The sequence below is a fragment of the Anaerostipes sp. CAG:276 genome (assembly GCF_000432215.1).
In the GTDB taxonomy this organism is placed as follows: Bacteria; Bacillota; Clostridia; order Lachnospirales; family Lachnospiraceae; genus Anaerostipes; species Anaerostipes caccae.
The window spans coordinates 102880-127641 of sequence record NZ_FR889205.1; the positions used below are offsets into that span (position 1 = coordinate 102880).

The following is a 24762-nucleotide window of genomic DNA, read 5'->3' on the forward strand; positions in this document are numbered from 1 at the left end:
CGCTCCTTACTTTGAATCGGGTATTTTATTGTACTGTCTCACATAGTCAACATTCTTACTGTCATATGCAATTACCTTACTCTGCGCAGGTTTCTTCATTCCGTATTTCTTCATGGCCGTTTCCTGGATCGCAGGAAGATTAATGCTCTGTTCGATCTCCAGATTCAGATCCTCATTTTCGACCAGCAGTGTGCTGAGCTCCGATTTCTTGGCAGAGACTGCGGACCGCTGCTGCTCCAGTTTTGACTGCTCCGACAAATAGAAGAAGCTTACCAGTGCGATCACAGCCATACCTGCTGCCAGCGCTTTGATAAACGCAAAATCAAATTCCAGAGCTTTTGTTTGGTTTGCTTTTGTCTGAGGTGTTGTCTTTCTTTTGGTGCGTACTGCCGGTTTCCTTTTCGGCTGCCTGGATGGTTCATACTCGGGTTTTGCCGGTGCCGCTTCCATTTTCCGCGCAGTATTTCCGTAAATAAATTCATATCGCTCTTGTCTCGTCTTATTCACTTCGCTGTTCTCCCCCTCACTATTTTCTCTCAAACACTCTTAATTTTGAACTTTTTGCTCTTTTGTTCCTCATAAGTTCTTCTTCGGTCGGTATAATCGGCTTTCTTGTGATAACCTTACCCTTCGATTCATTTCCGCAGGTACAGATCGGGAAATTCGGCGGACAGGTACACGGATTTTCATTTTTTCTGAACGCCCGTTTCACAATTCTGTCTTCCAGAGAATGAAAGGTAATGATGCACAGTCTTCCTTCGGGGTTTAACAGCTCGATCATCTGGTCAAGACTTGTCTTTAACACTTCCAGCTCCCGGTTGCATTCAATCCGGATGGCCTGAAATGTCCTTTTTGCAGGATGTCCTCCCACAGCCCTCACCTTCATCGGTATTGCATGTTTGATCACCTCAATAAGCTGTCCTGTTGTCTCAATCGGTACTTTCTCTCTCTCTGCTGCAATATGTTTGGCAATATTTTTAGCAAACTTGTCCTCTCCATAATCGCGGATAATATGAAACAACTCCTGTTCACTGTATCCATTGACTATGTCTCTTGCAGAAAAAGTCTGCCTTTGATCCATCCTCATATCCAGCGGTACGTCTTCGCGGTATGTGAATCCCCTGTCCTTCTCATCCAGCTGAAAAGAGGAAACGCCAAGATCCAGAAGAATTCCGTCCACACGGGATATCCCCAGATCCTTCAGCACTTTCGGCATATTCACATAGTTATCTCTTACAATCGTAACTTTATCCTGAAACGGAGCAAGCCGTTTTGTGCTTGCCCTGATCGCATCCTCGTCCTGGTCAATGCCAATATATCGTCCCTTTTCAGAGAGTCTGTTCAGGACATGAAAGGCATGTCCGCCTCCTCCAAGAGTCCCATCCACGTAGATACCGTCCGGTTTTATCTTTAGTTCCCTTATTGTTTCATCCAACAACACAGATGCATGTTCAAAATCCATTTGTCTTTCCTTCCATTCAGATATTCAAACCTAGTTCCTGCATACTCTGGGCAATATCGTCCATATCGTCATAAGCATTATTTTCAAGCCATTGTTCTTTGCTCCATACCTCAATACGGTCCAGCATGCCCGTAAGAACTACTTCTTTATCCATCTGTGCAAATTCACGCAGTGTGCCCGGCACCAGGATTCTGCCCTGCTTGTCCAATTCACAAGTGGATGCTCCGGCCAAAAAGAATCTGGAAAACTTCCGTGCATTCTTATCGATCAGCGGCAGGCTTCTTAATTTTTCTTCAAAAGCCTCCCATTCTTTCATAGGAAACACGAATAGGCATCCATCCAATCCCTTTGTAAGAACGAACTCACTGCCCAGTGCTTCTCTGAACTTTGAGGGGATTATCAGTCTGCCTTTCGCATCGATTGTGTGATTGTATTCGCCCATGAACATGGTAATCACCTGCCGTTTCCCAAATCGGGTGCGCTCCACCTGATGATCAGTTGTGACACTTTGTGGTCTTTTTTACCCACTATCCACCACTTCTCACCACTACTGTCTCCATTCTAATGGATTGTCCACAAAAAATCAAGAAATAAAAAAACTGTCCACAGAATTTTTTCTGTGAACAGTTTTTTCTACACTTTTAATGTTTCCGTTTTTTCCACTGATAGAGAAGGACAAGCAGTGCCCCGGCAGCAAAAAGTGCCGCAACTACCTGAGATACGGCGATTTGTGTTCCCGGGATCAGCAGCTGGTCTGTCCGAAGGCCCTCGATCCAGAATCGTCCGACTCCATATCCGATGGCATAAATTGCCAGCATCTGGCCGTCAAATTTTTTGTGTCTGAACATGATAACAATGAGAATCAGCAGTGCAAGGTTCCACAGCCCTTCATATAAAAACGTAGGGTGTACCTGAATATAAGTATTCATATGGCTTCCGCTTCCCACAAACACAGCCTGGTCATACAGCCCGGCATCCACAATCTCTGAAAGTCTTCCGTGCTTTACGAAATAGTCTGTGGGGATCTGCATAGCCAAAGGCCCGTTGGTAAAGCCTCCGAATGCTTCCCTGTTGAAAAAGTTCCCCCATCGGCCCAGGATCTGGCCGATCAGCAGCCCCGGCACCGCAATATCCGCCAGTTTGAAAAATTCTATTTTCTTCACTCTGCAGAAGATGACCATCACAATGACCGAAGCAATAATCCCTCCATAAATGGCAAGGCCTCCGCTCCTGGTATTCAGTATCTCCGTCAGATGATCTTTGTAGTAATCCCAGGAAAAAATAACATAGTAAAGTCTCGCCCCAATGATAGCAGGAATCATCACCGCGATGATGAAATCAAAGACCAGATCCGGATTGACTCCGTTTTTCTTAGCCATTCTGGCCGCCGCAAGCATCCCCAGAAGAAATCCCAGTGCAATGACTATACCGTAATATTTGATCTCAAATCCTCCGATGCTGATGCCCTCTCCCACATGTTTGAACACAATGCCCAAAAATGGAAACCGGATTTCATTTTCCATAATCGCATTACTCCTTTCCGTCGTTTCATCTTATCCCATTTTTCTTTTCTTTTCAAGGTTCTTATGGTAGACTTGTTGTATCAATGTCCTTGGATCACAGGACTATATTTATGCAAAGACATGAAGAAAGGAATCAATACACAATGAAATTAGGAATCGTAGGACTGCCAAATGTAGGTAAGAGTACTTTGTTTAATTCTCTCACAAAAGCGGGTGCCGAGTCTGCCAACTATCCGTTCTGCACCATCGATCCGAACGTAGGGATCGTTACCGTGCCGGATAAAAGGCTGGACGTGCTGTCTGAGATGTATCACTCAAAAAAAGTCATTCCCGCAGTCATCGAGTTTGTAGACATCGCAGGTCTCGTCAAGGGAGCATCCAAAGGGGAGGGGCTTGGCAACCAGTTTCTGGCCAATATCCGTGAGGTCGATGCCATTGTCCATGTAGTCCGCTGCTTTGAAGATGAAAATATCGTCCATGTAGACGGTTCAGTCAGCCCGCTTCGCGATATCGAAACCATCAATTTTGAGCTGATTTTTTCTGACATCGAAGTTCTTGACAGAAGGATCGCCAAGTCAAAAAAAGGTTCACGAAATGACAAGTCCCTCGCCCGGGAGGTAGAACTTCTGGAACGGGTAAAAGCTCATCTTGAGGACGGGAAGCTGGCCAAGACATTCGTGACCGATGACGAAGAAGAACAGGAAATCCTGGATTCCTGCAATCTCTTAACGATCAAGCCTGTGATTTTTGCCGCCAATGTCTGTGAGGATGATCTCATGGATGATGCCGCATCCAACGAGTTTGTAAATGAAGTGAGAACTTATGCAAAAGATGTAGACGCCGGTGTTTTCGTGATCTGTGCCCAGATTGAACAGGAAATCGCAGAACTGGATGATGAAGAGCGAAAAGAATTTTTAGAGGATCTGGGTCTTAGTGAGTCAGGCCTTGATAAACTGATCTCTGCCAGCTATTCACTGCTTGGCCTGATCAGTTATCTGACATCAGGGGAAGACGAGACGAGGGCATGGACGATCACAGAAGGAACGAAGGCGCCTCAGGCAGCCGGAAAGATCCATACGGATTTCGAGCGGGGCTTCATCCGTGCCGAAGTAGTTTCCTATGATGACCTTGTTGAAAATGGAAGCATCGCAGCAGCCAGAGAAAAAGGGCTGGTGAGACAGGAAGGAAAAGAATACGTCGTACAGGACGGTGACGTGATCGTGTTTAAGTTTAATGTGTAAAATTTTCTGTATGATTTCCGTTCGGCTCTTAGAATGCCTCACTCCAATCATGCAGAAAATAGATATCATATCTGCTGGAGAAGACATCCTGCCGGATAGAAAGTGCTGTCTTGCAGCAGCTTCTTCTTGCAGAGAGAAACCGCCGTGGTTCACAAATGTGAACCGCGGCGGTTTCTTGGTATATGTAAATAATCTTCTCTCACTTAGTTGATGATGCGCACTGCTTTGCACGGTGTCCGGTATCCCATACTGGATACTTTGATGCCTCCCCTTGGATATGGGGCGGAATTGCTCGCGTGGACGACCTGACCGTTTCCGATGTACATGGTCACATGGTTGATCCGGCCTCCCCGTTTATAGAACAGCAGATCCCCCGGTCTGACGCTGCTGATGGAGATGGTGCGTCCATCGTTTGCCTGGGAATAGGATGTTCTGCTGATGTTGTAGCCAAAATGTCCAAGCACCTGCTGAGTAAATCCGGAACAGTCCGTACCGTTTGTCAGGCTGTTTCCGCCGTAGCGGTACTTATTCCCCACAAACTTCAGGGCATAGTTCACGACCTGCTGACGGGTAGTTCCTGAGGAACTGTCTCCGCTCTCCTGAGAAGAGGAATTCTGACTTTCGCTCTCGGTTGTTCGTTCTGTACTCGTGGTACTCTTTGCCGGCTTTTGTTTTTTCACCGTTGACTTTGCACTGGTATAGTAATACCCAAGACTGACGTAATCTTTTGCCAGATAGCCTTTGTCTCCGTCTGCCTTCACATTGACCCACTCTGCGGATTCTCCGAGAACTTTGTAGCTGTCATCTCTGGAGACCAGGGTCAAAACTTTTGCTTTGGTGGACTGTTTCTGTCTGACTTTCAGTGTGTCCACTTTCACGACGGCTTGTTTCGGAAAATTATGTTTCTTAGCGTAACTGTGGATATCACTTCCCCAGATCAGATACTCGTTCTTCACATAACCGGTCACTTTTCCGGAACGGATCCTGCTCCATTCTTTTCCCTTTTTCAATACAGTGCCGATGTTTCCTTTTTTGAACTTTCCCACCACAGGGCTGGAAATGCTCTTTTTCTTTCTGATGTTCAGTACGGAGCGCACGTCGGGTGCTGCTTTTCCTTTGTAAAAAGAAGCGGAAAACTCAGGCTCTTTTGTCTGTTTCTGCACCGCGGCCGCTGCCGCCTGTTTTGCTGTCACTTTTGGTTTTGCGGAAGTCGCTGCCGCCTGCTTTTTAACTTCTGTAATATGCTGCGTCTTTGTCGTCTTCTTCACTGCTGCTGCAGCCGAAGGTGTTTTTACTTTCTTCTTTGGTGCTGAACTGTCTGACTCTGTGTACTGTTCCATAGCTGCCGCAGATCCCGCAAGACCGGTCTGGTACTGATCGCCTTTGGCGTCTGCGAATGTGGAAACTCCGAGAATGAATGCCAGTGACAGTCCGGCTGCCATCGTTCCCTTTGCTATCTTATGCTTCATATCCCTCTGTGTCTCCCTCTCCTTCCTGCGTATTGTGAACTTATTACAACATTATTAAAATTAACTTAACACATTCTGTGTAAAATGTCAACGAATCGTCATATTTTGACAAAACTCTATGTCAGGAACATTAAAAGGACCATGCCGGCAAAGGCATGGTCCTGCAAAATACAGTTATATATTTTTAATCCGTTCAATGGCTTTCACCGTATTCTCATAATTTCCGAAAGCCGTGAGCCGGAAATAGCCTTCCCCGCTCGGTCCGAAACCTGATCCCGGTGTTCCCACAACATTTGCGTGTTCCAGCAGATGATCAAAGAAATCCCAGGAGGACATTCCATCCGGAGTCTTCAGCCAGATATAAGGAGCGTTGACTCCTCCTGACACAGTATATCCCGCATCTTTCAGACCCTCATAGATCACCCTGGCATTGTTCATGTAGTAGCCCACCTGCTCTTTAAGCTGTGCTTTCCCGGCTTCAGAATAGACAGCCGCTCCCGCTTTCTGCACAATATACGGTGCGCCGTTATACTTTGTACCGTGGCGCCTTGCCCATAAGTCGTGAAGTTTTACATCACCGCATGTAAGATCTTTCGGCACTACAGCATATCCCAATCGTACTCCGGTAAATCCTGCATTTTTAGAAAAACTCTTTAACTCAATGGCACAGGTTCTTGCGCCTTCACATTCGTAGATGGTATGTGCCACATCATCCTCTGAGATATATGCCTCATATGCAGCATCATAAATAATGACTGCCCCATTTTTATTTGCATAGTCTACCCATCCCTGAAGCTGATCCTTTGTAATCGTAGATCCCGTCGGATTGTTCGGGAAACAGAGATAAATGATGTCCGGAACCTCTTTCGGAAATTCCGGTGCAAAATTATTCTCCGCCGTACACGGCATATAGATTACATCGCTCCATGTCTCGGATTTCGGATCATAGGTTCCTGTCCGTCCGGCCATGACGTTGGTGTCCACATAAACCGGATACACCGGATCACAGACCGCAATCTTATTATCCTGTGCAAAGATCTCCTGGATATTTCCCGAATCACACTTTGCTCCGTCACTGACAAAGATCTCATCCGCCTCAATCTGCGCACCCCGTGATCTGTAATCACCGTCCACAATAGCGTTTCTTAAAAATTCATATCCGAGGTCCGGTGCATAACCGTGAAAGGTCTCCGCTGCGGCCATCTCATCCACAGCGCCGTGAAGCGCCTCGATGATTGATGGAGCCAGCGGCTGTGTCACATCCCCAATTCCCAGACGGATCAGATCTTTTTCCGGATTGGCTTCCTGATATGCATTGACCTTTTTGGCAATGGTTGAAAATAAATAACTTCCTGGTAATTTCAAATAATTTTCGTTGATCTTAAACATGATGTCCTCCTAATAATTTACTGTGAAAGTCCGTTTAGTATCTATATGAATCCCGGATCATCTTTGCCATTTCAATCAGTCCCACACCGCTGTTCATACTGCGGCGCTGAATATACTCGTGGGCTTCCTGTTCTGAGATCCGGTTGTTTTTCATCAGCAGTTTCTTCGTTTCTTCGATTATTTCCAGCTCTTCTCTCGTGCGCTGTCTCGGCCTTTGCTGTTTTTTCTTCTGGGCATTGCTCAGAGCGTCCGACATTTTCCGTACTTTTTTCATCAGAAGCGGAGGCTTTAAAGGCATCGGCAGATACTCCATCCCCCGGATATCCAAAAATTCCAGACTCGCCTGTGGAGCTAAAACAATCATCCTGAATCCGTCAGGGAGATATTCTCTCAGTTCACTGCAGACCATGTCCGCAAACTTGTATCCGCAGACGATCAGCCCGTCTTCCAGGCTTTCCGCCCGCTGCATGATCTGGGAGCCTGTGACACAGGCAGCCGTCACTTCAAATCCGTTTCTCACAAGCAGATTTCGGATACTCCTTGTCTGCTCCTGTTTCGGGAAAAGAACAAAAATATGAACCAAGCTTCCCACCTCCCCGTATGAATGACGCCTGCCTTCTGCCGGTTAAATCTTGTACAAATATTCATCTATTTCCCACTGAGAGACAGTTTTCTGATAGGATTCCCATTCTCCCTGTTTTGCATCCAGATACCGGTCAAAAATATGATCTCCGAGAACCTCTTTCATGAATTCACTGTCCTTGAACAAATCCATCGCTTCCTTCATATCCCTTGGAAGAGCCCCGATGCCGGCCTTTAATTTCGCCTTCTCTGTAACTTCGTACTGGTTCTTTGTAGATGCCTTTCCAGGCTGCAGTTTATTTTCAAGACCGTCAATTCCTGCCGCCAGACTCACTGCAAGCGCAAGGTAAGGATTGGCCGCGGAATCCGGGCTTCTGAATTCCAGGCGTGTTCCGCTTCCTCTGGCCGTCGGCACACGGATCAGCGGACTCCTGTTTGCAGGAGACCATGAAATATCCACCGGAGCCTCATAGCCCGGCACGATCCGCTTGTAGGAATTCACCAATGGGTTTGTGATCAGCGACATCTCCGGCGCATGCTTCATAAGACCCGCCATAAAGTGGTACGCCTCGTCGCTGAGTCCCAGTTCGCCTCTGGAATCCGCAAATATATTCTGCCCTTCACTCCAGAGCGACATATTCAGATGCATTCCGGAACCGTCCACACCGGAGATCGGTTTTGGCATAAAGCTCGCATACAGCCCATGCCGCTTTGCAATATACTTCACGACAAACTTAAATGTAAGAATATTATCTGCAGTGCGCAGTGCATTGTCGTATTTAAAATCTATCTCATGCTGAGCCGGTGCCACCTCGTGGTGGGAGGCTTCGATCTCAAATCCCATATTTTCCAGATTCAGGATCATATCTCTTCTGGCCGCTTCTCCAAGATCCAGAGGCGCCACATCAAAATAGCCGGCTTTCTCGTGTGTCAGCGTCGTAGGACATCCTTCCTCGTCCGTGTGGAATAAAAAGAATTCACACTCAGGCCCTACGTTAAAATTATATCCGAGTTTCTTGCTCTTCCTGAGCACTTTCTTCAGGATATAGCGGGAATCCCCGATGAATGGAAGCCCGTCCTGTCCGTACACGTCACAGACCAGCCTCGCGACTTTTCCGCTCTGGGAATGCCATGGAAATATGAGAAAACTGTCCAGATCAGGGTACAGATACATGTCGGATTCTTCTATCCGCACAAAACCGTCCACGGAAGATCCGTCAAACATACACTTATTATCCAATGCTTTTTCCAGCTGTCTTGCGGTGATCGCCACATTTTTCAGCGTCCCGAACACATCGGAAAACTGCAGCCGGATAAACTGTACGTCATTTTCCCTGACCAGATCTATGACGTCCTGCTTAGTATATCGGTCCATATCATCACTCCTCTTTTCTTTTTTATTCGGCTTTAAAATACAGCCGGCAGTTAACATAATTTTATCAAGTTACATTTTTATTGTCAATCAGAGCAGAGGGAACACCGCCCTCCTGAAATAGAACTTTCCGATGAAAGAAAAAAGGGGCACCTTTAATAGACTTAAAGGTACCCCGTTGTACGTTTAAATTTGTGCAATGTCCACAACTGATAAATTGTCTCTGCTTCCTGATTCCAGGCTGGTGAGCAGTGCGTCTGCCGTATCCAGGCTGGTCAGACAAGTCACACCGGTTTCAATCGCATACCTGCGGATCAGGAATCCGTCCCTGCTGCGCCCTACTCCCTGAGAAGGTGTGTCAATGATCAAATCTATTTTATCATCTAAAATCAAATCAAGCAAGTTCGGAGATTCTTCTTCCAGCTTGTTGATCGAATGGGCAGGCACGCCGTTTTCATTCAGCACTCTGCACGTGCTCCTCGTGGAGAAAATTTCATATCCGAGATCCACGAATCTTCTTCCGATATCCACCGCATCGATTTTATCTGAATCCTTCACCGTGAGAATCATCTTCTTGTACTTCGGAAGGTTAATGCCCGCTCCGAGAAATGCCTTGTACAATGCCTCATTGTAGTTTTTGGAAACTCCCAGACACTCTCCGGTGGATTTCATTTCCGGCCCTAAGCTGACTTCTGCGCCCCTCAGTTTTTCAAAAGAGAACACCGGTTTCTTGATTGCATAATATTCAGACTCTTCCTGGAGTCCCGGCTTATATTCCAGATTCCTGATCTTGGCTCCGGCGATCACTTTGGCCGCCAGATCTACGATCGGAATTCCGGTTACCTTGCTGATATAAGGAACGGTACGGCTGGAACGAGGATTTACCTCGATGACATAAACCTCCTCGTCACAGACAATAAACTGGATATTGATGAGTCCAATAACGTTCAGTGATTTTGCCAGTTTCCTTGTATACTCTGCGATTACCCTTTTCACCTTTTCGCTCAGGTTAATGGACGGGTAAACAGAAATACTGTCACCGGAGTGGATTCCGGCGCGCTCGATGTGCTCCATGATACCAGGGATAATAATTTCTTCCCCGTCACATACGGCATCCACTTCCACTTCTCTTCCGACCAGATATTTGTCGATCAGGATCGGATGCTCCTGGGTCTGGCGGTTAATGATCTCAATAAAGGATACAATATCTTCATCGGAAACAGCAATCTGCATTCCCTGTCCGCCGAGAACATAAGACGGCCTTACCAGAACCGGATACCCCAGTTCATGTGCTGCGGAAAGCGCCTCCTCACATGTAAATACGGTCGTTCCTTTCGGTCTTGGAATACAGCACTCTTCCAGAATCTCATCGAACAGTTCTCTGTCTTCCGCCGCGTCTACATTTTCTGCGCTTGTTCCGAGGATCGGAACTCCCATCTCCATCAGAGCCTGCGTCAGTTTAATCGCAGTCTGTCCTCCGAACTGTACCACGGCTCCGTCCGGTTTTTCCAGATCCACGATGCTCTCCACATCCTCAGCAGTCAAAGGTTCAAAATAGAGCTTATCCGCCACGTCAAAGTCTGTGGAAACCGTCTCCGGGTTGTTATTGACGATGATGGTCTCATACCCTGCGTCTCTTAATGCCCATACGCTGTGCACAGAGCAGTAATCAAACTCGATTCCCTGTCCGATCCGGATCGGTCCGGAGCCCAGTACCATGACCTTTTTCTTCTTACTCAGTTCTTCTACTTCATTTTCACTTCCGAAGACGGAGTAATAGTAAGGAGTACTCGCCTCAAATTCTGCTGCACATGTATCGACCATCTTATAAGCCGCATGAATACCGAATTGGTTTCTCAGTTCCTTGATCTCTTTTGCAGTTTTTCCTGTCAGCTTTCCGATCACAGAATCAGGGAATTCTAAGCGCTTAGCCTCTGCCAGCAGTTCTTTCTCCAATTCTCCTGCTTCTTTCAGTTTCTTTTCCATCTCTACCAAAACAGCAATCTTGTCCAAGAACCAGCGGTCGATCTTCGTGATGTTGAAAATCGTGTCGTAGTCAAATCCTCTGCGGATCGCCTCTGCGATCACATAGATTCTCAAGTCGTCGATCTTCTCTAATTCCTTTGTCAGTTCTTCGTCTGGCATTTCCCCATAATTACCGAAGATCAGGCTGTCCACGTTCTGTTCCAGGGAACGGATGGCCTTCATCAGTGCACCTTCAAAATTATTGCAGATGCTCATGACTTCCCCGGTTGCTTTCATCTGAGTGGTCAGTGTCCTCTTTGCATGAATAAACTTGTCAAACGGAAGACGCGGCATTTTTACCACACAGTAATCCAGCATCGGCTCAAAACTTGCATAAGTCTTTCCTGTGATGGCATTTGGAATCTCATCCAGATTATATCCGATGGCGATCTTTGCCGTCACCTTTGCGATCGGATATCCTGTAGCCTTGGATGCCAGTGCAGAAGAACGGCTGACACGAGGGTTTACCTCGATGACACAATATTCAAAACTGTCCGGATTCAGAGCAAACTGTACGTTGCATCCGCCGTTTACTTTCAGTTCTGTGATAATGTTTAATGCAGAAGTACGAAGCATCTGGTATTCTTTGTCCCCTAATGTCTGGGAAGGAGCTACTACGATGCTGTCTCCGGTATGAACGCCGACCGGGTCAATGTTTTCCATATTACATACGGTGATGCAGGTTCCGTTGGCATCGCGCATCACTTCATATTCGACTTCTTTCCATCCGCCGATGTAACGCTCTACCAGAACTTCTCCGACACGGCTCAGCCTGAGACCATTTTCCAGGATCACTTCTAATTCTTCTCTGTCATGGGCGATTCCTCCGCCGCTTCCCCCTAACGTATAGGCCGGACGGCAGACGACCGGATACCCAATCTCCTCGGCAAACTCAGCACCCGCAGGAATGTCTGTGACAACTTTTCCTGCCGCGATAGGCTCACCGATCTTTTCCATCGTATCTTTAAATTCCTGGCGGTCCTCAGCCTTTCTGATCGTAGTGGAGGAGGTACCGATCAGGCGCACTCCGCTTTTTTCAAGGAAGCCGTTTTCCTCCAGCTCCATCGCCAGATTCAGTGCAGCCTGTCCTCCCAATGTCGGGAGAATACTGTCCGGTTTTTCCTTTTCTACGATTTTTTCTACAACTTCCGCAGTCAGCGGTTCAATGTAAACTTTATCTGCGATATCCTTATCGGTCATGATGGTAGCCGGATTAGAGTTCACCAAGACAACTTCGATTCCCTCTTCCTGAAGGGCGCGGCAGGCCTGGGTTCCTGCATAGTCAAACTCTGCTGCCTGTCCGATGACGATCGGTCCGGACCCGATGACTAATACTTTCTTAATACTTTCAATCCTAGGCATTTTTTGCTCCTTTCATCATTTCAATAAATTCATCAAACAAGTAAGCGGTATCTACCGGTCCCGGACTGGCCTCCGGATGGAACTGCACGGTACGGACATTTTTCCCCTTATACCGCAGTCCTTCAATACTCTTGTCATTGACATTGATAAATGAGATTTCTGCCAGATTCTTTGGTACGCTCTCTTTTTTGATCACATATCCATGGTTCTGAGAAGAAATGTAGACACGGCCGGTAGCCAGATCTTTTACCGGATGATTTCCGCCCCGGTGCCCGAAGCGCATCTTCCTCGTATCCGCTCCGTTTGCCAGCGCCATCAGCTGATGCCCCAAACAGATTGCGAAGATCGGCACATCACTGTCATATAATTTTTTTATTTCTTTTATAATGGACACACATTCTTTCGGATCTCCAGGCCCGTTGGATAACATGATCCCGTCCGGCTGATCCCCAAGGATTTCCTCTGCCGTTGTAAACGCCGGATAAACGGTCACATCACAGCCTCTTTTGTTGAGAGAATTTGCAATGTTGCTCTTTGTGCCCAGATCTAACAGGGCAACTTTCAGTCCGTCTCCCGGAAAATGTTCTTTTTCTGTTCTTGATACGGTCTTGACTGCATCTTTTACCTGATACCCTTTTAATTTTGGAAGGATCTCATCCAGATCATAGTCCGGATTAGTTGTGATCATGCCTCCCATACAGCCTTCTTCTCTCAATATCTTCGTGATCGCTCTCGTATCCACTCCCTGGATTCCTGGAATATCGTTGGCGATCAGATAACTTTCCAAATCCTGCTCACTTCTGAAATTACTTGCGGTTCTTGATAACTCTCTTACAATAAAAGCTGAATGCCATGGCTTTACGGATTCTGCATCCTCAAGACATACGCCGTAGTTCCCAATCAGCGGATATGTCATGACGACACCCTGTCCCTGATAGGACGGGTCCGTAAGCACCTCCAGGTAGCCTGTCATCGATGTATTGAATACAACTTCGCAGATAACTTCTTTCCTGGCGCCGAAACTTTTTCCTTTAAACACTTGCCCATCTTCCAAAATCAAAAATGCGTCCATGAATCTGTTTCCTCCTTAAAAATGTGCATAAAAAAAATATATCCAAAAATAAAAATCACGAATCCAAGCATTGATGCGCAGACGCAGTTCAATGCAATATGTGGTATTATTTTAGATATATCTCTCTACAAATTGTAAAAATTCTATCACAAATAAAAACCTTTTGCAAGGGTTTTTGACAATTATTTTTCGTTTTTCGAAAAAACACATCCGCAAAAACTTTGCCTATACAAATCAAACTTTTGTGATAATTCCACAGAGCGTTTATAACCGTTTTTCTTTTTAAAATCGGACGGCAGAAACTTTACCTGATACTCTTTTTCTAATTCCTGTCCAATTTCATTGAGCCATTGGGCATTTTTCAGCGGACTGATGGTAAGTGTCGTGGTAAAATAGTCACTCCCCAATTCGCCTGCCTTTTTCGCCGCCTCAGTCAGTCTCAGCCGATAGCACCGAAGACATCTGTTCCCGCCCTCCGGCTCTTGTTCATATCCTCTGACTGCCTGATAGAACTCTTCCGGCCGAAACTCTTCCTTTATAAAAGATACCTTTTCCGGAAATTCCATCTCTGAGATCAGGCGCTTCTGCTCCTCAGCTCTTTTTTCGTATTCTTCTTTGGAGTCGATGTTAGGGTTATAATAATACACTGTGATTTGAAAATACTTTGAGAGATATTCCAAAACATAACTGCTGCAGGGGGCACAGCAGCTGTGCAGCAAAAGAGAAGGCCTCCCGCCCTCAAGCCCTTCTATAATATTGTCTAACTTTTTTTGATAATTTTCCTTCATCATTTTCACTCCTGTGTATTATTATACACGAAAACAGCAGGAATTCAATTTATCAAAGTTGGAAATTGGACAAAGAGGGAAAGATTCATATTTTCCTTACGCATCTGTGCACAACCAGCGGAGCGTTTTTATTTCATAGGGAAGGTCGTAGAACTTTCCTATGAAATAAAAATAGCATTGCCTTCTGGAATAACTCCAGAGCCGGCAATGCCATTTTTTATTTAAATTTAACTGCTGTGCCGTAGGCCATGATCTCGGCAGCACCAGACATGACTTCTGCTGATGCATAGCGGACACATACAACTGCATCTGCTCCTAACGCTTCAGCCTCTTCTACCATACGTTTTGTGGCGAGAGCACGAGCCTCATTCATCATCTCCGTGTAGGCTTTCAGTTCGCCGCCAACCAGATGCTTAAATCCCTGAGTAATGTCTCTCCCTACATTTTTGGTCTGGATGGTATTGCCTTTGACCATTCCTAAGGCTTCAAATTCTTTTCCCGGTATTGTTTCAGTAGTTACTAAGATCATCTTCCTCACCACTCCTTACTTCCTTAATGCGTTCAACGAGTACATAGACGGAGACACCTGCCAGGCAAAGCGGGATCAGACCGATCAGCAGACGGAGACCGACAGATAATGGAATGAGAACAAAAATCATTCCGAAGTATCCTAATAGAAATGCGATTGTGAAAACCGTCACGATGATTGGGGCAATCAGCTTCTTTTGCATATATGATGCGCCTCCTTTTTGTATTAATGATATAATACAATAATATAATAAAGTTTGTGAAAAGTCAATTAGAAATTTCCATTTCAGCATGTCTCTTTAACCAAACAAAATATTTAATTATCTCCCTGGTTATCATCATATATTCTTTTTGACTAGCTTCATTGATTATGTAGGTAAATGCATTGTCCGCCTCTTTTGGAATTGAAAAGACAAATGAAATCCATTTCATTGATTGCTCAAATATTTTCTGTTCTATTGAAGACGTCCCTTTTCCTTTAAAAAAAGCAAAAGTATTGATAAATCCATTATCCCTCATAAGAACTGGAAGTTTTCTGCAGATGGTTCTTAACTGCTCTCTTTTGCTTTTTATACTTTCCTGTACTTTTGGATCTCCAAGATCTTTTGATTCTTCAATATATTCTATGAGGTCGTTAATTGCATGATAGGAAGCCAATGCCCTACGACGATTTAAATCTACAAAGTGATTTTCCATTCTTTACTTCCTCCCTTTTCATTTCACTGATTGTCACACTTCCTTTTCCAGTATTAAGATTTCTTCCAATCTGATATTCTTTACCTTCTTTTTCATTCGTTTCAATCCATCTAGAAATTTGAGGAAGCACAGGTGCTTTTACTGGTCTGACAAGATCCTTGAATTCACAAATAAATCCATACAAAATACTTCCTTCCGGCAAATATTCTTCTGTAAACAGTGCCTGGTTTTCGAGTCTGTTGCGAGTAATAATCTCTGTATGATATCTAGTAAAATATCTAAAATCTTTATCAGATACGATTCCAATATGTTTAATCACTGTTTGGGAAAGTCCAAGCTTTCTTAAAAGATCCTTTATCACATTATCTTTATAGTTAACTGCCTGTAATTTATATCCTCCAATCCATTCTGTATCATCGTGATGAGACCACTGACATATCACACCATCTACAACCCGCCTTTTCAGTCCCTTCAATTCTTGGTAAACATTATCACATTCATATTCGTTCCATGAAATTTCTAAAAAGAATTGTTCTAAACAGTTTACACTTGTTAAAAGCCTGTAAATCCCATGTGACGATTGAACGGAAAAAAACAGCAGCCTTAAATCTGAAAAGGAAAGTTTTGCCTGATCCGGTGATTGATTTTGAATTATTTTTTTTAGCTTACCGTCCATTTTATAGAGCAGACTTCCTTTGAACGTCCCTGCATCTATTTTAGGGAAATCATCACTTCTTTGGATATTGCAGTCCGCTCTAAAATCTCCTTCGCCTGACCCTGCACAAACTGGCGTATTTGCTATACACCAAACTGCATTTGCTCTGTTTTTCATGCTCATAATATTCGCCCCCTTTTTCTCACAGTGCATCTTTGAACAAATCCTTTAAATCCTCTTTAAGAGTATCCAAATGAAAAACTTCCAATCCGGCACGGCGTGCAGATGAATATGCCTTTGTTATATTTTCATATCCATCAGACTTTACACCTTCTACTGCTTCACGTTTGCTCAGTGGTGTTATCAATATAGGTTTTCCATATACACCGCCTAACGCATAAGCTGTATACTCCCGTGACTTTGCGTTTTCTGCTGACATAAACCCAGATTTACATTCAAAGACAACTGTTTGTCCCGATCTCAGCAATAAAACAAGATCCAATTCACAAAATTTTTCTTCCTCCCTCCAATCATGTTTGCGTACTTTTACACTATGAGATAAACTCTGAAAAAAATCTGCATCTTGCTTTGACATTTCTTTTACTGCATTCCAAATCACTGCTGCCGCCATATATTCCAGAAAATATCCAAAAAGATAATTTGTTCTATTCTTTAACGACTTTTTTATTATCTTAAAATCATCATCAGTTACTTCTCCCTTATGTTTTATACCGTCAAGCAATTTAAAAAACTCATTTGCATTATTTTCTTTCTTATTCCACTTATTTGACTCGATTAACTTTTTCCGTACTTCTTCATTTACTTGATATAGTTTGGAATAAAAATTAGAATAAGCCTTCAGCAGATCTAAAAAATCTTCTTCATTTTTGTCTTTATTAATAGATACAGCATTACTGATCTTCGATTCGTATCCTGCCAGACGAAACAGGTTGTGTAAATCTATCGTATCGCTTCTATAACTATTGTTTACAGCTCCAAATTTCCACTCATTTCTATCATAATAGCCAACAGTAATCTTTTGTGTATTGCCCTCCAAGTACATGACTGTATGGTTTGAACTTGTATCGGCATTATCCTCTATATATTTCATTGTGGTAAATAATATATTTCTCTGTCCTCCCGTGACATTCCAAATAAAGTTTTTATTTTTTCTGTCATCAATACACTTGTCAATTTCTCTAATATAATTTTCACACTTAAATCTTCTAGGTAATTTTATATCATCAGAGTCAATCCATGGCATTCCCTCATATCTGTCGTTATAAACTGTAGAAAAATTTTCGTCCCACATCTTATTTAAAAATCGTTTATTTTCCCCGTCTTCATAAGTCAAATTTATAATTTCTAAAGATTTATTTTCCCGATTTTTTAAATTTTCTAACGGCAGATAATTTACAATTTGATTTAGTGTAGAACACATGACATATACATCGCATTTTTCCTGAGCTTGTCTCCATCTATTTTCTAAATCAGTCATAGACAGCCTCCTCATTTCCCAGTATAAAACTGCCAAATCCTCGATGCTTTTGAACAATTACATCCGACAGTATCTCCGATAATAAATTTTTATTTTGTTCATTCGTGTTAGATTTAAAATAACTGCTTTTTAACAGATATAAACTTCCTTCTGGGATGACTTTTTTCAATTCTTTGGGCTTATTCTTTGCCATATCCCATCCTCCGGCTGTCTCTGGTTTTCCTATAATCTTTGACAAGACCGAAATTCCTTTTTCTTTTAATACACTCTCCAGACTTTTTTCATTCTTCATAATAAACGGTGTGGTAAAGATCAATTTTAGGTTTTCACTGCTGCTTTTCTTTTTGTTATATTCTCTAACATCTTTATGATACTCGTCCAATGACCCCAAAAATAGTTCCAGCCTGGCCATCCTGGCCTCTCCCCCTAATAAAATATTCGCTCTAAATCCCTTTGATATTTCATCATGTATCTCTGCCTCGATAAGAAAGCAAGTATTCTTATATGTATAATCTCTCATTGTTGTAAAATATAGATGTTCTTTTTTTGCTATCTTCTTATTATGTTCCAATTCTATTCCTGTCTTTTGATATTCACCTGCAAACTCTTGTTGATTCTTTAAATAAATTTCTTCTTTTTCAGATATATCATAGCAAGTCATAAATTCATATAAACTGATATATTTTCCCGAAGCTGGTTTAACTTTTTCTTGAAGCTGTGGATTCGTATAAAGCAATCCCTTTTGAAAATCACTATCCCGAATGTCACCCTCCTCATTTACCATAAGATCTCTCGGAGCAGGAAGATAAATTTCATTCTCCATCTCTAAATATATCTGTCTGATTTTTAAATTCTCTTTTAAAACATCTTCCAGTATTGTCGTATTTCTTTCTATAAGAGTTTTATGTACCTCATTCAAATACCCATTTTCCATCAAACTCGTACATATTGCACCATAAAAAACAGAGGGATATGGAAAAAATCTGCTTTCCACATAATTAGAAGTTTTTTTATCCAATAAAGTCCCATCCCGAAACATAACTGTATCCCACGGTTCTATTTTTAATGTAATAATCCCCATCCCATTCCTCCTATTTTTCACTGAAAGATGCTAATTTCTCTGCTATATGCATCAGATCAAAATAAGCATTAAAGTCTATGTAAAATCCATCTTTGGCTTCTTTTGTAACATCATTTCTTAAATCAATTAACAAATCAGTTAATTCTTGTTTTTCCTCAGAACTCCTTCCCTCGCTCTTCCTTCCCACAATCCTTTTTGTCTCATTATTCATAATCAATCTTAAATCTGTATATTCATCCACACCAAAGTTTTCTCCCCAGCCCGTGAATTCCTCTTCCATTTGAAAAATAACACTTCTTGAAAACTGATGCCTGCATAACGCGGAAATCAGGCTGTAAAAATGATCCTGCATTCTATCCCCTTTTACAAAAATCATTCTTGAACCACTGCCTCTATATAAAACAGAGAAACAGCATCCCCCTTTTCCGTCTTTTCTATAATGTTGTTTTACTTGTTCCATGCTCTCTCTGGACTTTTTCAGAACATATCGAAGCGGCTCCTTGCAGTGCGCAACTATAATACTTTGAGAAAATGTCATTCCTGAATCACACATTTCAGTCCAGTCTGACTCCAGCTTCTTTGTAATATCCTTTATACAAAAAACAGGACAAAAAAAGAGCATATCATCTCCCCCGGCATAGATCACAGCGTTCTCGTTCTCTGTTACTCTTTTCACCTTTTGGTTAATGAATTCTTTCTCTTTTATGAAAAATTCATTTGCTGCCCGACTTATTTTTTTCTGATAATTATGTAATTCCTCATCCCTCTCCCATCCTTTTTCCCCTGAGATGTACATCCCCATATCATCAATATCAATTCGTACTAGTGCGTAATATAGAGAACCAAAGTTCTCTGTTGATGGAAATGCAATGCGTTTTCCTTCTTTTCTTTTGTTACGGCATTCGTTGCACAAATACTCTTCATCAACTAGAGCGTCAGCTAACCGAATTCCACAAATACTACAAATATGGGATGTCACTTTTTCTTCAGATTCTTGTTTCGGCAAAAATGCGTTCAGCCTATTATTTTTATACGCTTGAAATTTTCGGTACAAAAATTTATATGTCTCCTGATAATTCTCTTTCATAGAACATACGGTAATAAAACATGGCAGATCTTCAGAACATCTCTTTCCTTCTTTCATCAATACATCCAAAATCTGTTTTTCTACTTCTTCAGAAGTTTTATCTGTCTGAAATTTAGCAATAAAAAAATTCGGAGGATCTCCGACAACACCCTCACCCAGCAATAATTCGCAGGATTCAAACTCTCTTTGAATTCTTTTTTTAATCCATAAAATCTGCTTAATGACTCTCTGACTGCTTCCGTAAAGATCTGCAGTCTTTTTGGCACGACTAATGTATTCTTGAACACCGCTGACTGATACCAACAGTAACTTTTCTCCCATAATTACCCCTCTATTAAATGCTTAATGTATGTTTGACAATAATTTTCAACAAAATCATTATATTGATCTACCCAAAATTCACTGACAACAGGTATGACTTTTGAATTTCCACCACAATAACAAGATACATTTAATAAGTACTCTTTTGTTCTGGTCCTCTTGCAAATACATCTCTTTAAATCATCAAAAAATTTATCCCTTCCTCTTACTCTTCCAACGTTGATCTTCTTCAAGCATAAATATTGAGTATTCTTCCTATTAAGAGCAATATTTTTCTTTTCATATGAGTACTTTATATATTTTTTATCCGTTATATCAGAAATTAATTGAATCAGTACACTTATTATATCTGTTTCTATTGGTACAATATCGCCATCAATTTCAACAATTTTAAATGCTCCATACCCCTTCCGGCTTCTTTGTCCGATTCCTCCAAGATAAGAGGTCAGTTTTAAAATTTGCAAGTATTCATCTAATTTCTTAGAGTCATAGGAAAGCAATTCAATTTCAATCGTTTCTCCAACCTTAAAAAAATTTCCAGATCCCCCTTTCCCTAATTTAACAGGTTCTGTTTTTAGTCTATCAAATTTATATTGACGTATGCTGACCGGAGCCTTTCTACCTAAACTTCCAAACAACGCTGATTCTTTACGATACAACTCTTCTGCGGAATCAAAGCACTGTACAGCTCTCCACCAAAATCTCATGGCAGACTTTAACTCTGTAATACGAAATTCTAATTCCTTATTATTAGCACCATGTGTCCCCATAGCCGTTATTAATTCTAACTTAATTCTTTTTTTCAAGATAGCCATAACCAACCGCCCCTTTTGCCCCAAAATTACATACTTGAATACACTCAAGAAATGCTTTTTCTATATCATCTTTATCCCTATTGCCTTTTCCAATTATCATTTGTATCGTTATATCTTTAATTTCTACTGCATAGAAATTTACCAAATTTGGGTTTTTTAGTGTTGGAAAATTCATTTTTTCCCCAGTTTGTGATTGCTGATAATAATTACCATACTGATTAGAAATGATATCCTTTTTGATTGTGTATTGTTCCGGGGTAGCCGTTAAAAATATAATTTGTCCTTCATTGTCTTCATCGCCAAACCAATTTTTGATTTTTGCTTCAGATATGTGCCCATCTTGTTCACAAAAGGAACGAAAGACTCCTTTGATTGCTGTCGCTGGCAGCTCAGGGATACCATATAAAAAATTCATATGAAAATATAAGTCTTTCTTGATTGTTTGACCTGCCCCAATCAGCATTCTGCTTTCTCCAAATCTTTGCAAAGAAAAGTTTAAAGTATGCCATTTCTCTTTTGAATATATTGACTGTATTTTATTTTTTTTATGATGAATATACTCTTTAGGTATATTAGGAGTTCTGACAATCAAATCTTTTTTGGAACTGGTAAAATAATAATGTAGATATGGATTTTGAATATCCAACAGCTCTTGCTCTGTATGCTCAATTCTAGTCATGTATTCTTTCCCTTTTAGTTGGTCATTACATTTTTTATTGGCATTATTGCTTTCAGGATGAACAGAGATCAAGATTGCAGTTTTACATAATTTCATTGTATCTCTTACACACTCAGCATAACTTTCGTTATCAGAAGGAAATTTGCATTGATCTTTTTTCATTCCCCCTTCACCAAACAAATAATAGTATATGAACTGGAAAATATGTCTCTCAGAATCATTTTCTGACCTCTTTGTAAACAGAAACTCCATCGTATAATCCAGTCCAAATTTATGGACATAGGATGGTATTTTTTTGAGGAGATTCATATCCGAACTACTAAATTCTTTCATGCAGTCCATTATATAAGTCAAACATTCCTTTTCTGTTTTCAACTTACTTACCCTCCTCTGTCTTAATCGCCACGAAAGAAGTAATTCCCTTTCCTATTGTCGTATCTCCGCCAAGTTGAATCATTCCCTCGACTCTAGGGAATATGTTTGATTCTGCTTCCTTTATTTCTTCCCCCTGTTCCTCCAATATTGTCTTAGCAAAAGAATTTTTATCACAGTTCTGCATATCTTCTACAAAATTATATAGTACAGTCTGTTCCGGCAAAAATTCTTCTGTAAACAGTCCGCCATCCTGTACGACTCCGTTATCTCCAATTTTAATTCGGGTAATCACCTCTGTACTGAATTCACAAAAATAGGAAAACATATCATTGCTGACCATGTAAATATCATTTTGTATTTTATTTCTTAGATACTTATCTTTCTCTGAAACGATAAAATCCGAAGGAAATTTTAATTCCTTATTTTCCTGAACTTGAAATTCAAAATCTTCCAGTATTTTTTTGTCTCCTGGATTTTCATTTTTACCTATCATAATTATTTTATTATCATCAAGTGTTTCTTCCCATTCTCTGAACTTTATTGTTAGGTTCTCAAACCTTTTAGATCCATCAATCTCATTTAGAAACCTATTTAAAACAAATGGACAGGTCACCCATACAAATAACTCTTTTCCACTACTTTTTACAGGTAGAAATAGAATCCTGGCGTCTGTAAAGCAGATCTTTCCTGGTTCTCCCTGATCCGATTCACTATCACTCTCTTTACCAAAATAGTCTTTATGTTCACTGATACTTCTAAAAGTCCCTTTGATACTCGATGCCTCTCCCTTAGGAAATCCAGTGTGCTTTTCTCTTTGTATCGGAAGGTCAACAACCCCTAATTCAGTTCCTGTTCCCATATGTAAAGGTGTTTCATTTCGATAAAATACTAGAAATCTCATAATCAATACTCAGCGTTGTTGTAATAGCTGTTTCTCCTTTTTGTTTAATATTTACATTTTTCATGCAAATTCATTTCTACATTACTAAAAATCAAGTTATAAATACTATACCCCATTTTGTTGAACTTCCCCTCAACCCCCTTATTCACAAAAAAAGACAGAAATTGTATATTTACAACTTCCGTCTAATTATATCTATGCAAAGCACACTTGTAAGAACAGCTATCGTCAGCTATTCTAATGAATTTACTATTGTTTTTCTTATCCCATTTTGAAGCGGATTGGTCCCCATATCTCTGTACGACATTCTTATTCATCATATTTATATCTGAATCCCCAAATCCTTAACCATTCTATCTACTATTTTACTACAATCATCCTGTTTTCTCAACAAATTCCAAAAAAATTCTTCACCTATATTTTAAAGATAAAATTGTAGAAAATTTATGTAATAGAAAAGAACTTCAGTATGTCTAATGTTTTTGTTTATCTATGTGGCAAAAGATGATCCTTATGCAACTGCAGAATTTCAATACATCTAATGTTTTTATTAATCTTTCGTTGTGCTGCCAAATGCGTTCCCTGGCTCGAATTTCAATACATCTAATGTTTTTATTAATCATTTCTCCCTGAAATATACAAAGGATGGGAAGGAATATTTCAATACATCTAATGTTTTTATTAATCCATGCACGGAACCCGTAAGGGGTATCTATACAAGCAATTTCAATACATCTAATGTTTTTATTTATCAAAGTGCGTGAACGATGGGAAACGTGAGTACGAAAATTTCAATACATCTAATGTTTTTATTTATCTTTTCCCGTCAATCTTGCACCCTATTTTTTTTGCATTTCAATACATCTAATGTTTTTATTTATCTTTTCCCGGTTCCAAAAGAGCGTCTCAGGGCGCAGAGGCTAATTTCAATACATCTAATGTTTTTATTAATCCATTCTCCCTGAAATATACAAAGGATGGGAAGGAATATTTCAATACATCTAATGTTTTTATTTATCAAAGTGCGTGAACGATGGGAAACGTGAGTACGAAAATTTCAATACATCTAATGTTTTTATTTATCGGAAAAACAGAACAGTATAAAAAGACAAAGATTGTATTTCAATACATCTAATGTTTTTATTTATCGGAAAAACAGAACAGTATAAAAAGACAAAGATTGTATTTCAATACATCTAATGTTTTTATTTATCGGAAAAACAGAACAGTATAAAAAGACAAAGATTGTATTTCAATACATCTAATGTTTTTATTTATCGGAAAAACAGAACAGTATAAAAAGACAAAGATTGTATTTCAATACATCTAATGTTTTTATTTATCGGAAAAACAGAACAGTATAAAAAGACAAAGATTGTATTTCAATACATCTAATGTTTTTATTTATCGGAAAAACAGAACAGTATAAAAAGACAAAGATTGTATTTCAATACATCTAATGTTTTTATTTATCGGAAAAACAGAACAGTATAAAAAGACAAAGATTGTATTTCAATACATCTAATGTTTTTATTTATCGGAAAAACAGAACAGTATAAAAAGACAAAGATTGTATTTCAATACATCTAATGTTTTTATTTATCTGGAAAATTAGGTGAAGAGTCCTATGCATTTACCTTATTTCAATACATCTAATGTTTTTATTTATCCAGATGGACAGATCCGAGGGAAGGAAGAATTGAGAATTTCAATACATCTAATGTTTTTATTTATCGTAGCGGAAAATTAGGTGAAGAGTCCTATGCATTTACCTTATTTCAATACATCTAATGTTTTTATTTATCGTAGCACAGTGTGCCTGTTCTATTCGGCTTCACAAA

General features: G+C 40.9%; 22 protein-coding genes and 1 CRISPR repeat array (1 of these 23 only partly in view). Of the genes, 1 reads left to right on the forward strand and 21 read right to left on the reverse strand.

Annotated features, from left to right (window positions below; translation table 11 throughout):
• Positions 1 to 6: 6 nt before the first annotated feature.
• The 4 genes from QVP35_RS14455 to lgt form a co-directional block, all read right to left on the reverse strand.
• Positions 7 to 507 (reverse strand): hypothetical protein, encoded by a 501-nt coding sequence (locus QVP35_RS14455; protein ID WP_022261306.1) that lies wholly within the window; start codon positions 505 to 507, stop codon positions 7 to 9.
• Between the two features lie 19 nt (positions 508 to 526).
• Positions 527 to 1462: a 16S rRNA (cytosine(1402)-N(4))-methyltransferase RsmH gene (rsmH, locus tag QVP35_RS14460; protein WP_022261307.1), complete on the reverse strand. Its 936-nt coding sequence runs from the start codon at positions 1460 to 1462 to the stop codon at positions 527 to 529.
• Between the two features lie 16 nt (positions 1463 to 1478).
• Entirely contained in the window at positions 1479 to 1910 is a 432-nt protein-coding gene (gene mraZ / locus QVP35_RS14465) for a division/cell wall cluster transcriptional repressor MraZ (RefSeq protein WP_006565525.1), read from the reverse strand.
• A gap of 193 nt (positions 1911 to 2103) precedes the next feature.
• A complete protein-coding gene (gene lgt, locus QVP35_RS14470; RefSeq protein ID WP_006565526.1) occupies positions 2104 to 2985 on the reverse strand; it encodes a prolipoprotein diacylglyceryl transferase in 882 nt (293 codons plus the stop codon).
• A gap of 143 nt (positions 2986 to 3128) precedes the next feature.
• Here lgt and ychF point away from each other — a divergent pair, with 143 nt between their 5' ends.
• Complete coding sequence (gene ychF, locus QVP35_RS14475; protein WP_009290900.1) at positions 3129 to 4226, forward strand: redox-regulated ATPase YchF; 1098 nt, start codon at positions 3129 to 3131, stop codon at positions 4224 to 4226.
• 203 nt (positions 4227 to 4429) lie between these two features.
• Here ychF and QVP35_RS14480 read toward each other — a convergent pair whose 3' ends face one another.
• The 17 genes from QVP35_RS14480 to cmr4 form a co-directional block, all read right to left on the reverse strand.
• Complete coding sequence (locus QVP35_RS14480; protein WP_009290899.1) at positions 4430 to 5695, reverse strand: C40 family peptidase; 1266 nt, start codon at positions 5693 to 5695, stop codon at positions 4430 to 4432.
• 174 nt (positions 5696 to 5869) lie between these two features.
• Complete coding sequence (locus QVP35_RS14485) at positions 5870 to 7084, reverse strand: LL-diaminopimelate aminotransferase (RefSeq protein ID WP_006565530.1); 1215 nt, start codon at positions 7082 to 7084, stop codon at positions 5870 to 5872.
• 34 nt (positions 7085 to 7118) lie between these two features.
• Positions 7119 to 7676: an ANTAR domain-containing response regulator gene (locus tag QVP35_RS14490; RefSeq protein ID WP_050791290.1), complete on the reverse strand. Its 558-nt coding sequence runs from the start codon at positions 7674 to 7676 to the stop codon at positions 7119 to 7121.
• Between the two features lie 33 nt (positions 7677 to 7709).
• Positions 7710 to 9041 (reverse strand): type I glutamate--ammonia ligase, encoded by a 1332-nt coding sequence (gene glnA / locus QVP35_RS14495; RefSeq protein ID WP_022261308.1) that lies wholly within the window; start codon positions 9039 to 9041, stop codon positions 7710 to 7712.
• Positions 9042 to 9224: 183 nt separating this feature from the next.
• A complete protein-coding gene (carB, locus tag QVP35_RS14500) occupies positions 9225 to 12425 on the reverse strand; it encodes a carbamoyl-phosphate synthase large subunit (protein ID WP_009290896.1) in 3201 nt (1066 codons plus the stop codon).
• Entirely contained in the window at positions 12418 to 13497 is a 1080-nt protein-coding gene (locus QVP35_RS14505; RefSeq protein ID WP_006565534.1) for a carbamoyl phosphate synthase small subunit, read from the reverse strand. Before QVP35_RS14505 ends, carB begins: the two co-directional genes overlap by 8 nt.
• A 182-nt stretch (positions 13498 to 13679) precedes the next feature.
• On the reverse strand, positions 13680 to 14288 hold the full coding sequence (locus tag QVP35_RS14510; protein ID WP_022261309.1) for an epoxyqueuosine reductase QueH: 609 nt from the start codon (positions 14286 to 14288) through the stop codon (positions 13680 to 13682).
• 214 nt (positions 14289 to 14502) lie between these two features.
• Positions 14503 to 14814, reverse strand: a complete 312-nt coding sequence (locus QVP35_RS14515) for a YbjQ family protein (protein WP_009290894.1) — start codon at positions 14812 to 14814, stop codon at positions 14503 to 14505.
• Positions 14795 to 15016: a hypothetical protein gene (locus tag QVP35_RS14520; RefSeq protein WP_009290893.1), complete on the reverse strand. Its 222-nt coding sequence runs from the start codon at positions 15014 to 15016 to the stop codon at positions 14795 to 14797. Before QVP35_RS14520 ends, QVP35_RS14515 begins: the two co-directional genes overlap by 20 nt.
• A 64-nt stretch (positions 15017 to 15080) precedes the next feature.
• On the reverse strand, positions 15081 to 15509 hold the full coding sequence (gene cmr5, locus QVP35_RS14525) for a type III-B CRISPR module-associated protein Cmr5 (RefSeq protein WP_009290892.1): 429 nt from the start codon (positions 15507 to 15509) through the stop codon (positions 15081 to 15083).
• Complete coding sequence (locus QVP35_RS14530; RefSeq protein WP_009290891.1) at positions 15475 to 16347, reverse strand: CRISPR-associated protein; 873 nt, start codon at positions 16345 to 16347, stop codon at positions 15475 to 15477. Before QVP35_RS14530 ends, cmr5 begins: the two co-directional genes overlap by 35 nt.
• Before the next feature lie 19 nt (positions 16348 to 16366).
• On the reverse strand, positions 16367 to 17662 hold the full coding sequence (locus QVP35_RS14535) for a hypothetical protein (RefSeq protein WP_022261311.1): 1296 nt from the start codon (positions 17660 to 17662) through the stop codon (positions 16367 to 16369).
• Positions 17655 to 18743, reverse strand: coding sequence for a type III-B CRISPR module-associated protein Cmr3 (gene cmr3 / locus QVP35_RS14540; RefSeq protein WP_009290888.1), 1089 nt, complete (start codon positions 18741 to 18743; stop codon positions 17655 to 17657). The genes QVP35_RS14535 and cmr3 overlap by 8 nt, the downstream gene beginning before the upstream one ends.
• Positions 18744 to 18753: 10 nt before the next feature.
• A complete protein-coding gene (locus QVP35_RS14545) occupies positions 18754 to 19887 on the reverse strand; it encodes a Cas10/Cmr2 second palm domain-containing protein (RefSeq protein WP_225103697.1) in 1134 nt (377 codons plus the stop codon).
• Between the two features lie 266 nt (positions 19888 to 20153).
• Positions 20154 to 20966, reverse strand: coding sequence for a type III-B CRISPR module RAMP protein Cmr1 (cmr1, locus tag QVP35_RS14550; RefSeq protein WP_009290886.1), 813 nt, complete (start codon positions 20964 to 20966; stop codon positions 20154 to 20156).
• On the reverse strand, positions 20941 to 22020 hold the full coding sequence (cmr6, locus tag QVP35_RS14555; RefSeq protein WP_022261313.1) for a type III-B CRISPR module RAMP protein Cmr6: 1080 nt from the start codon (positions 22018 to 22020) through the stop codon (positions 20941 to 20943). Before cmr6 ends, cmr1 begins: the two co-directional genes overlap by 26 nt.
• Position 22021: 1 nt before the next feature.
• Positions 22022 to 22921, reverse strand: coding sequence for a type III-B CRISPR module RAMP protein Cmr4 (gene cmr4 / locus QVP35_RS14560; RefSeq protein ID WP_022261314.1), 900 nt, complete (start codon positions 22919 to 22921; stop codon positions 22022 to 22024).
• Positions 22922 to 23382: 461 nt separating this feature from the next.
• Positions 23383 to 24762: direct repeats of the CRISPR family, unit length 26 nt; unit sequence ATTTCAATACATCTAATGTTTTTATT (it continues 467 nt past the right edge of the window).

Bases quoted from the DNA above. Each gene is read 5' to 3' on its own strand.
- rsmH (WP_022261307.1), bottom strand. From the start codon at position 1,462: ATGGATTTTGAACATGCATCTGTGTTGTTGGATGAAACAATAAGGGAA.
- mraZ (WP_006565525.1), bottom strand. From the start codon at position 1,910: ATGTTCATGGGCGAATACAATCACACAATCGATGCGAAAGGCAGACTG.
- lgt (WP_006565526.1), bottom strand. From the start codon at position 2,985: ATGGAAAATGAAATCCGGTTTCCATTTTTGGGCATTGTGTTCAAACAT.
- ychF (WP_009290900.1), top strand. From the start codon at position 3,129: ATGAAATTAGGAATCGTAGGACTGCCAAATGTAGGTAAGAGTACTTTG.
- QVP35_RS14480 (WP_009290899.1), bottom strand. From the start codon at position 5,695: ATGAAGCATAAGATAGCAAAGGGAACGATGGCAGCCGGACTGTCACTG.
- QVP35_RS14485 (WP_006565530.1), bottom strand. From the start codon at position 7,084: ATGTTTAAGATCAACGAAAATTATTTGAAATTACCAGGAAGTTATTTA.
- glnA (WP_022261308.1), bottom strand. From the start codon at position 9,041: ATGGACCGATATACTAAGCAGGACGTCATAGATCTGGTCAGGGAAAAT.
- carB (WP_009290896.1), bottom strand. From the start codon at position 12,425: ATGCCTAGGATTGAAAGTATTAAGAAAGTATTAGTCATCGGGTCCGGA.
- QVP35_RS14505 (WP_006565534.1), bottom strand. From the start codon at position 13,497: ATGGACGCATTTTTGATTTTGGAAGATGGGCAAGTGTTTAAAGGAAAA.
- QVP35_RS14510 (WP_022261309.1), bottom strand. From the start codon at position 14,288: ATGATGAAGGAAAATTATCAAAAAAAGTTAGACAATATTATAGAAGGG.
- QVP35_RS14515 (WP_009290894.1), bottom strand. From the start codon at position 14,814: ATGATCTTAGTAACTACTGAAACAATACCGGGAAAAGAATTTGAAGCC.
- QVP35_RS14520 (WP_009290893.1), bottom strand. From the start codon at position 15,016: ATGCAAAAGAAGCTGATTGCCCCAATCATCGTGACGGTTTTCACAATC.
- cmr5 (WP_009290892.1), bottom strand. From the start codon at position 15,509: ATGGAAAATCACTTTGTAGATTTAAATCGTCGTAGGGCATTGGCTTCC.
- QVP35_RS14530 (WP_009290891.1), bottom strand. From the start codon at position 16,347: ATGAGCATGAAAAACAGAGCAAATGCAGTTTGGTGTATAGCAAATACG.
- QVP35_RS14535 (WP_022261311.1), bottom strand. From the start codon at position 17,662: ATGACTGATTTAGAAAATAGATGGAGACAAGCTCAGGAAAAATGCGAT.
- cmr3 (WP_009290888.1), bottom strand. From the start codon at position 18,743: ATGGGGATTATTACATTAAAAATAGAACCGTGGGATACAGTTATGTTT.
- QVP35_RS14545 (WP_225103697.1), bottom strand. From the start codon at position 19,887: ATGAAAGAAGGAAAGAGATGTTCTGAAGATCTGCCATGTTTTATTACC.
- cmr1 (WP_009290886.1), bottom strand. From the start codon at position 20,966: ATGGCTATCTTGAAAAAAAGAATTAAGTTAGAATTAATAACGGCTATG.
- cmr4 (WP_022261314.1), bottom strand. From the start codon at position 22,921: ATGAGATTTCTAGTATTTTATCGAAATGAAACACCTTTACATATGGGA.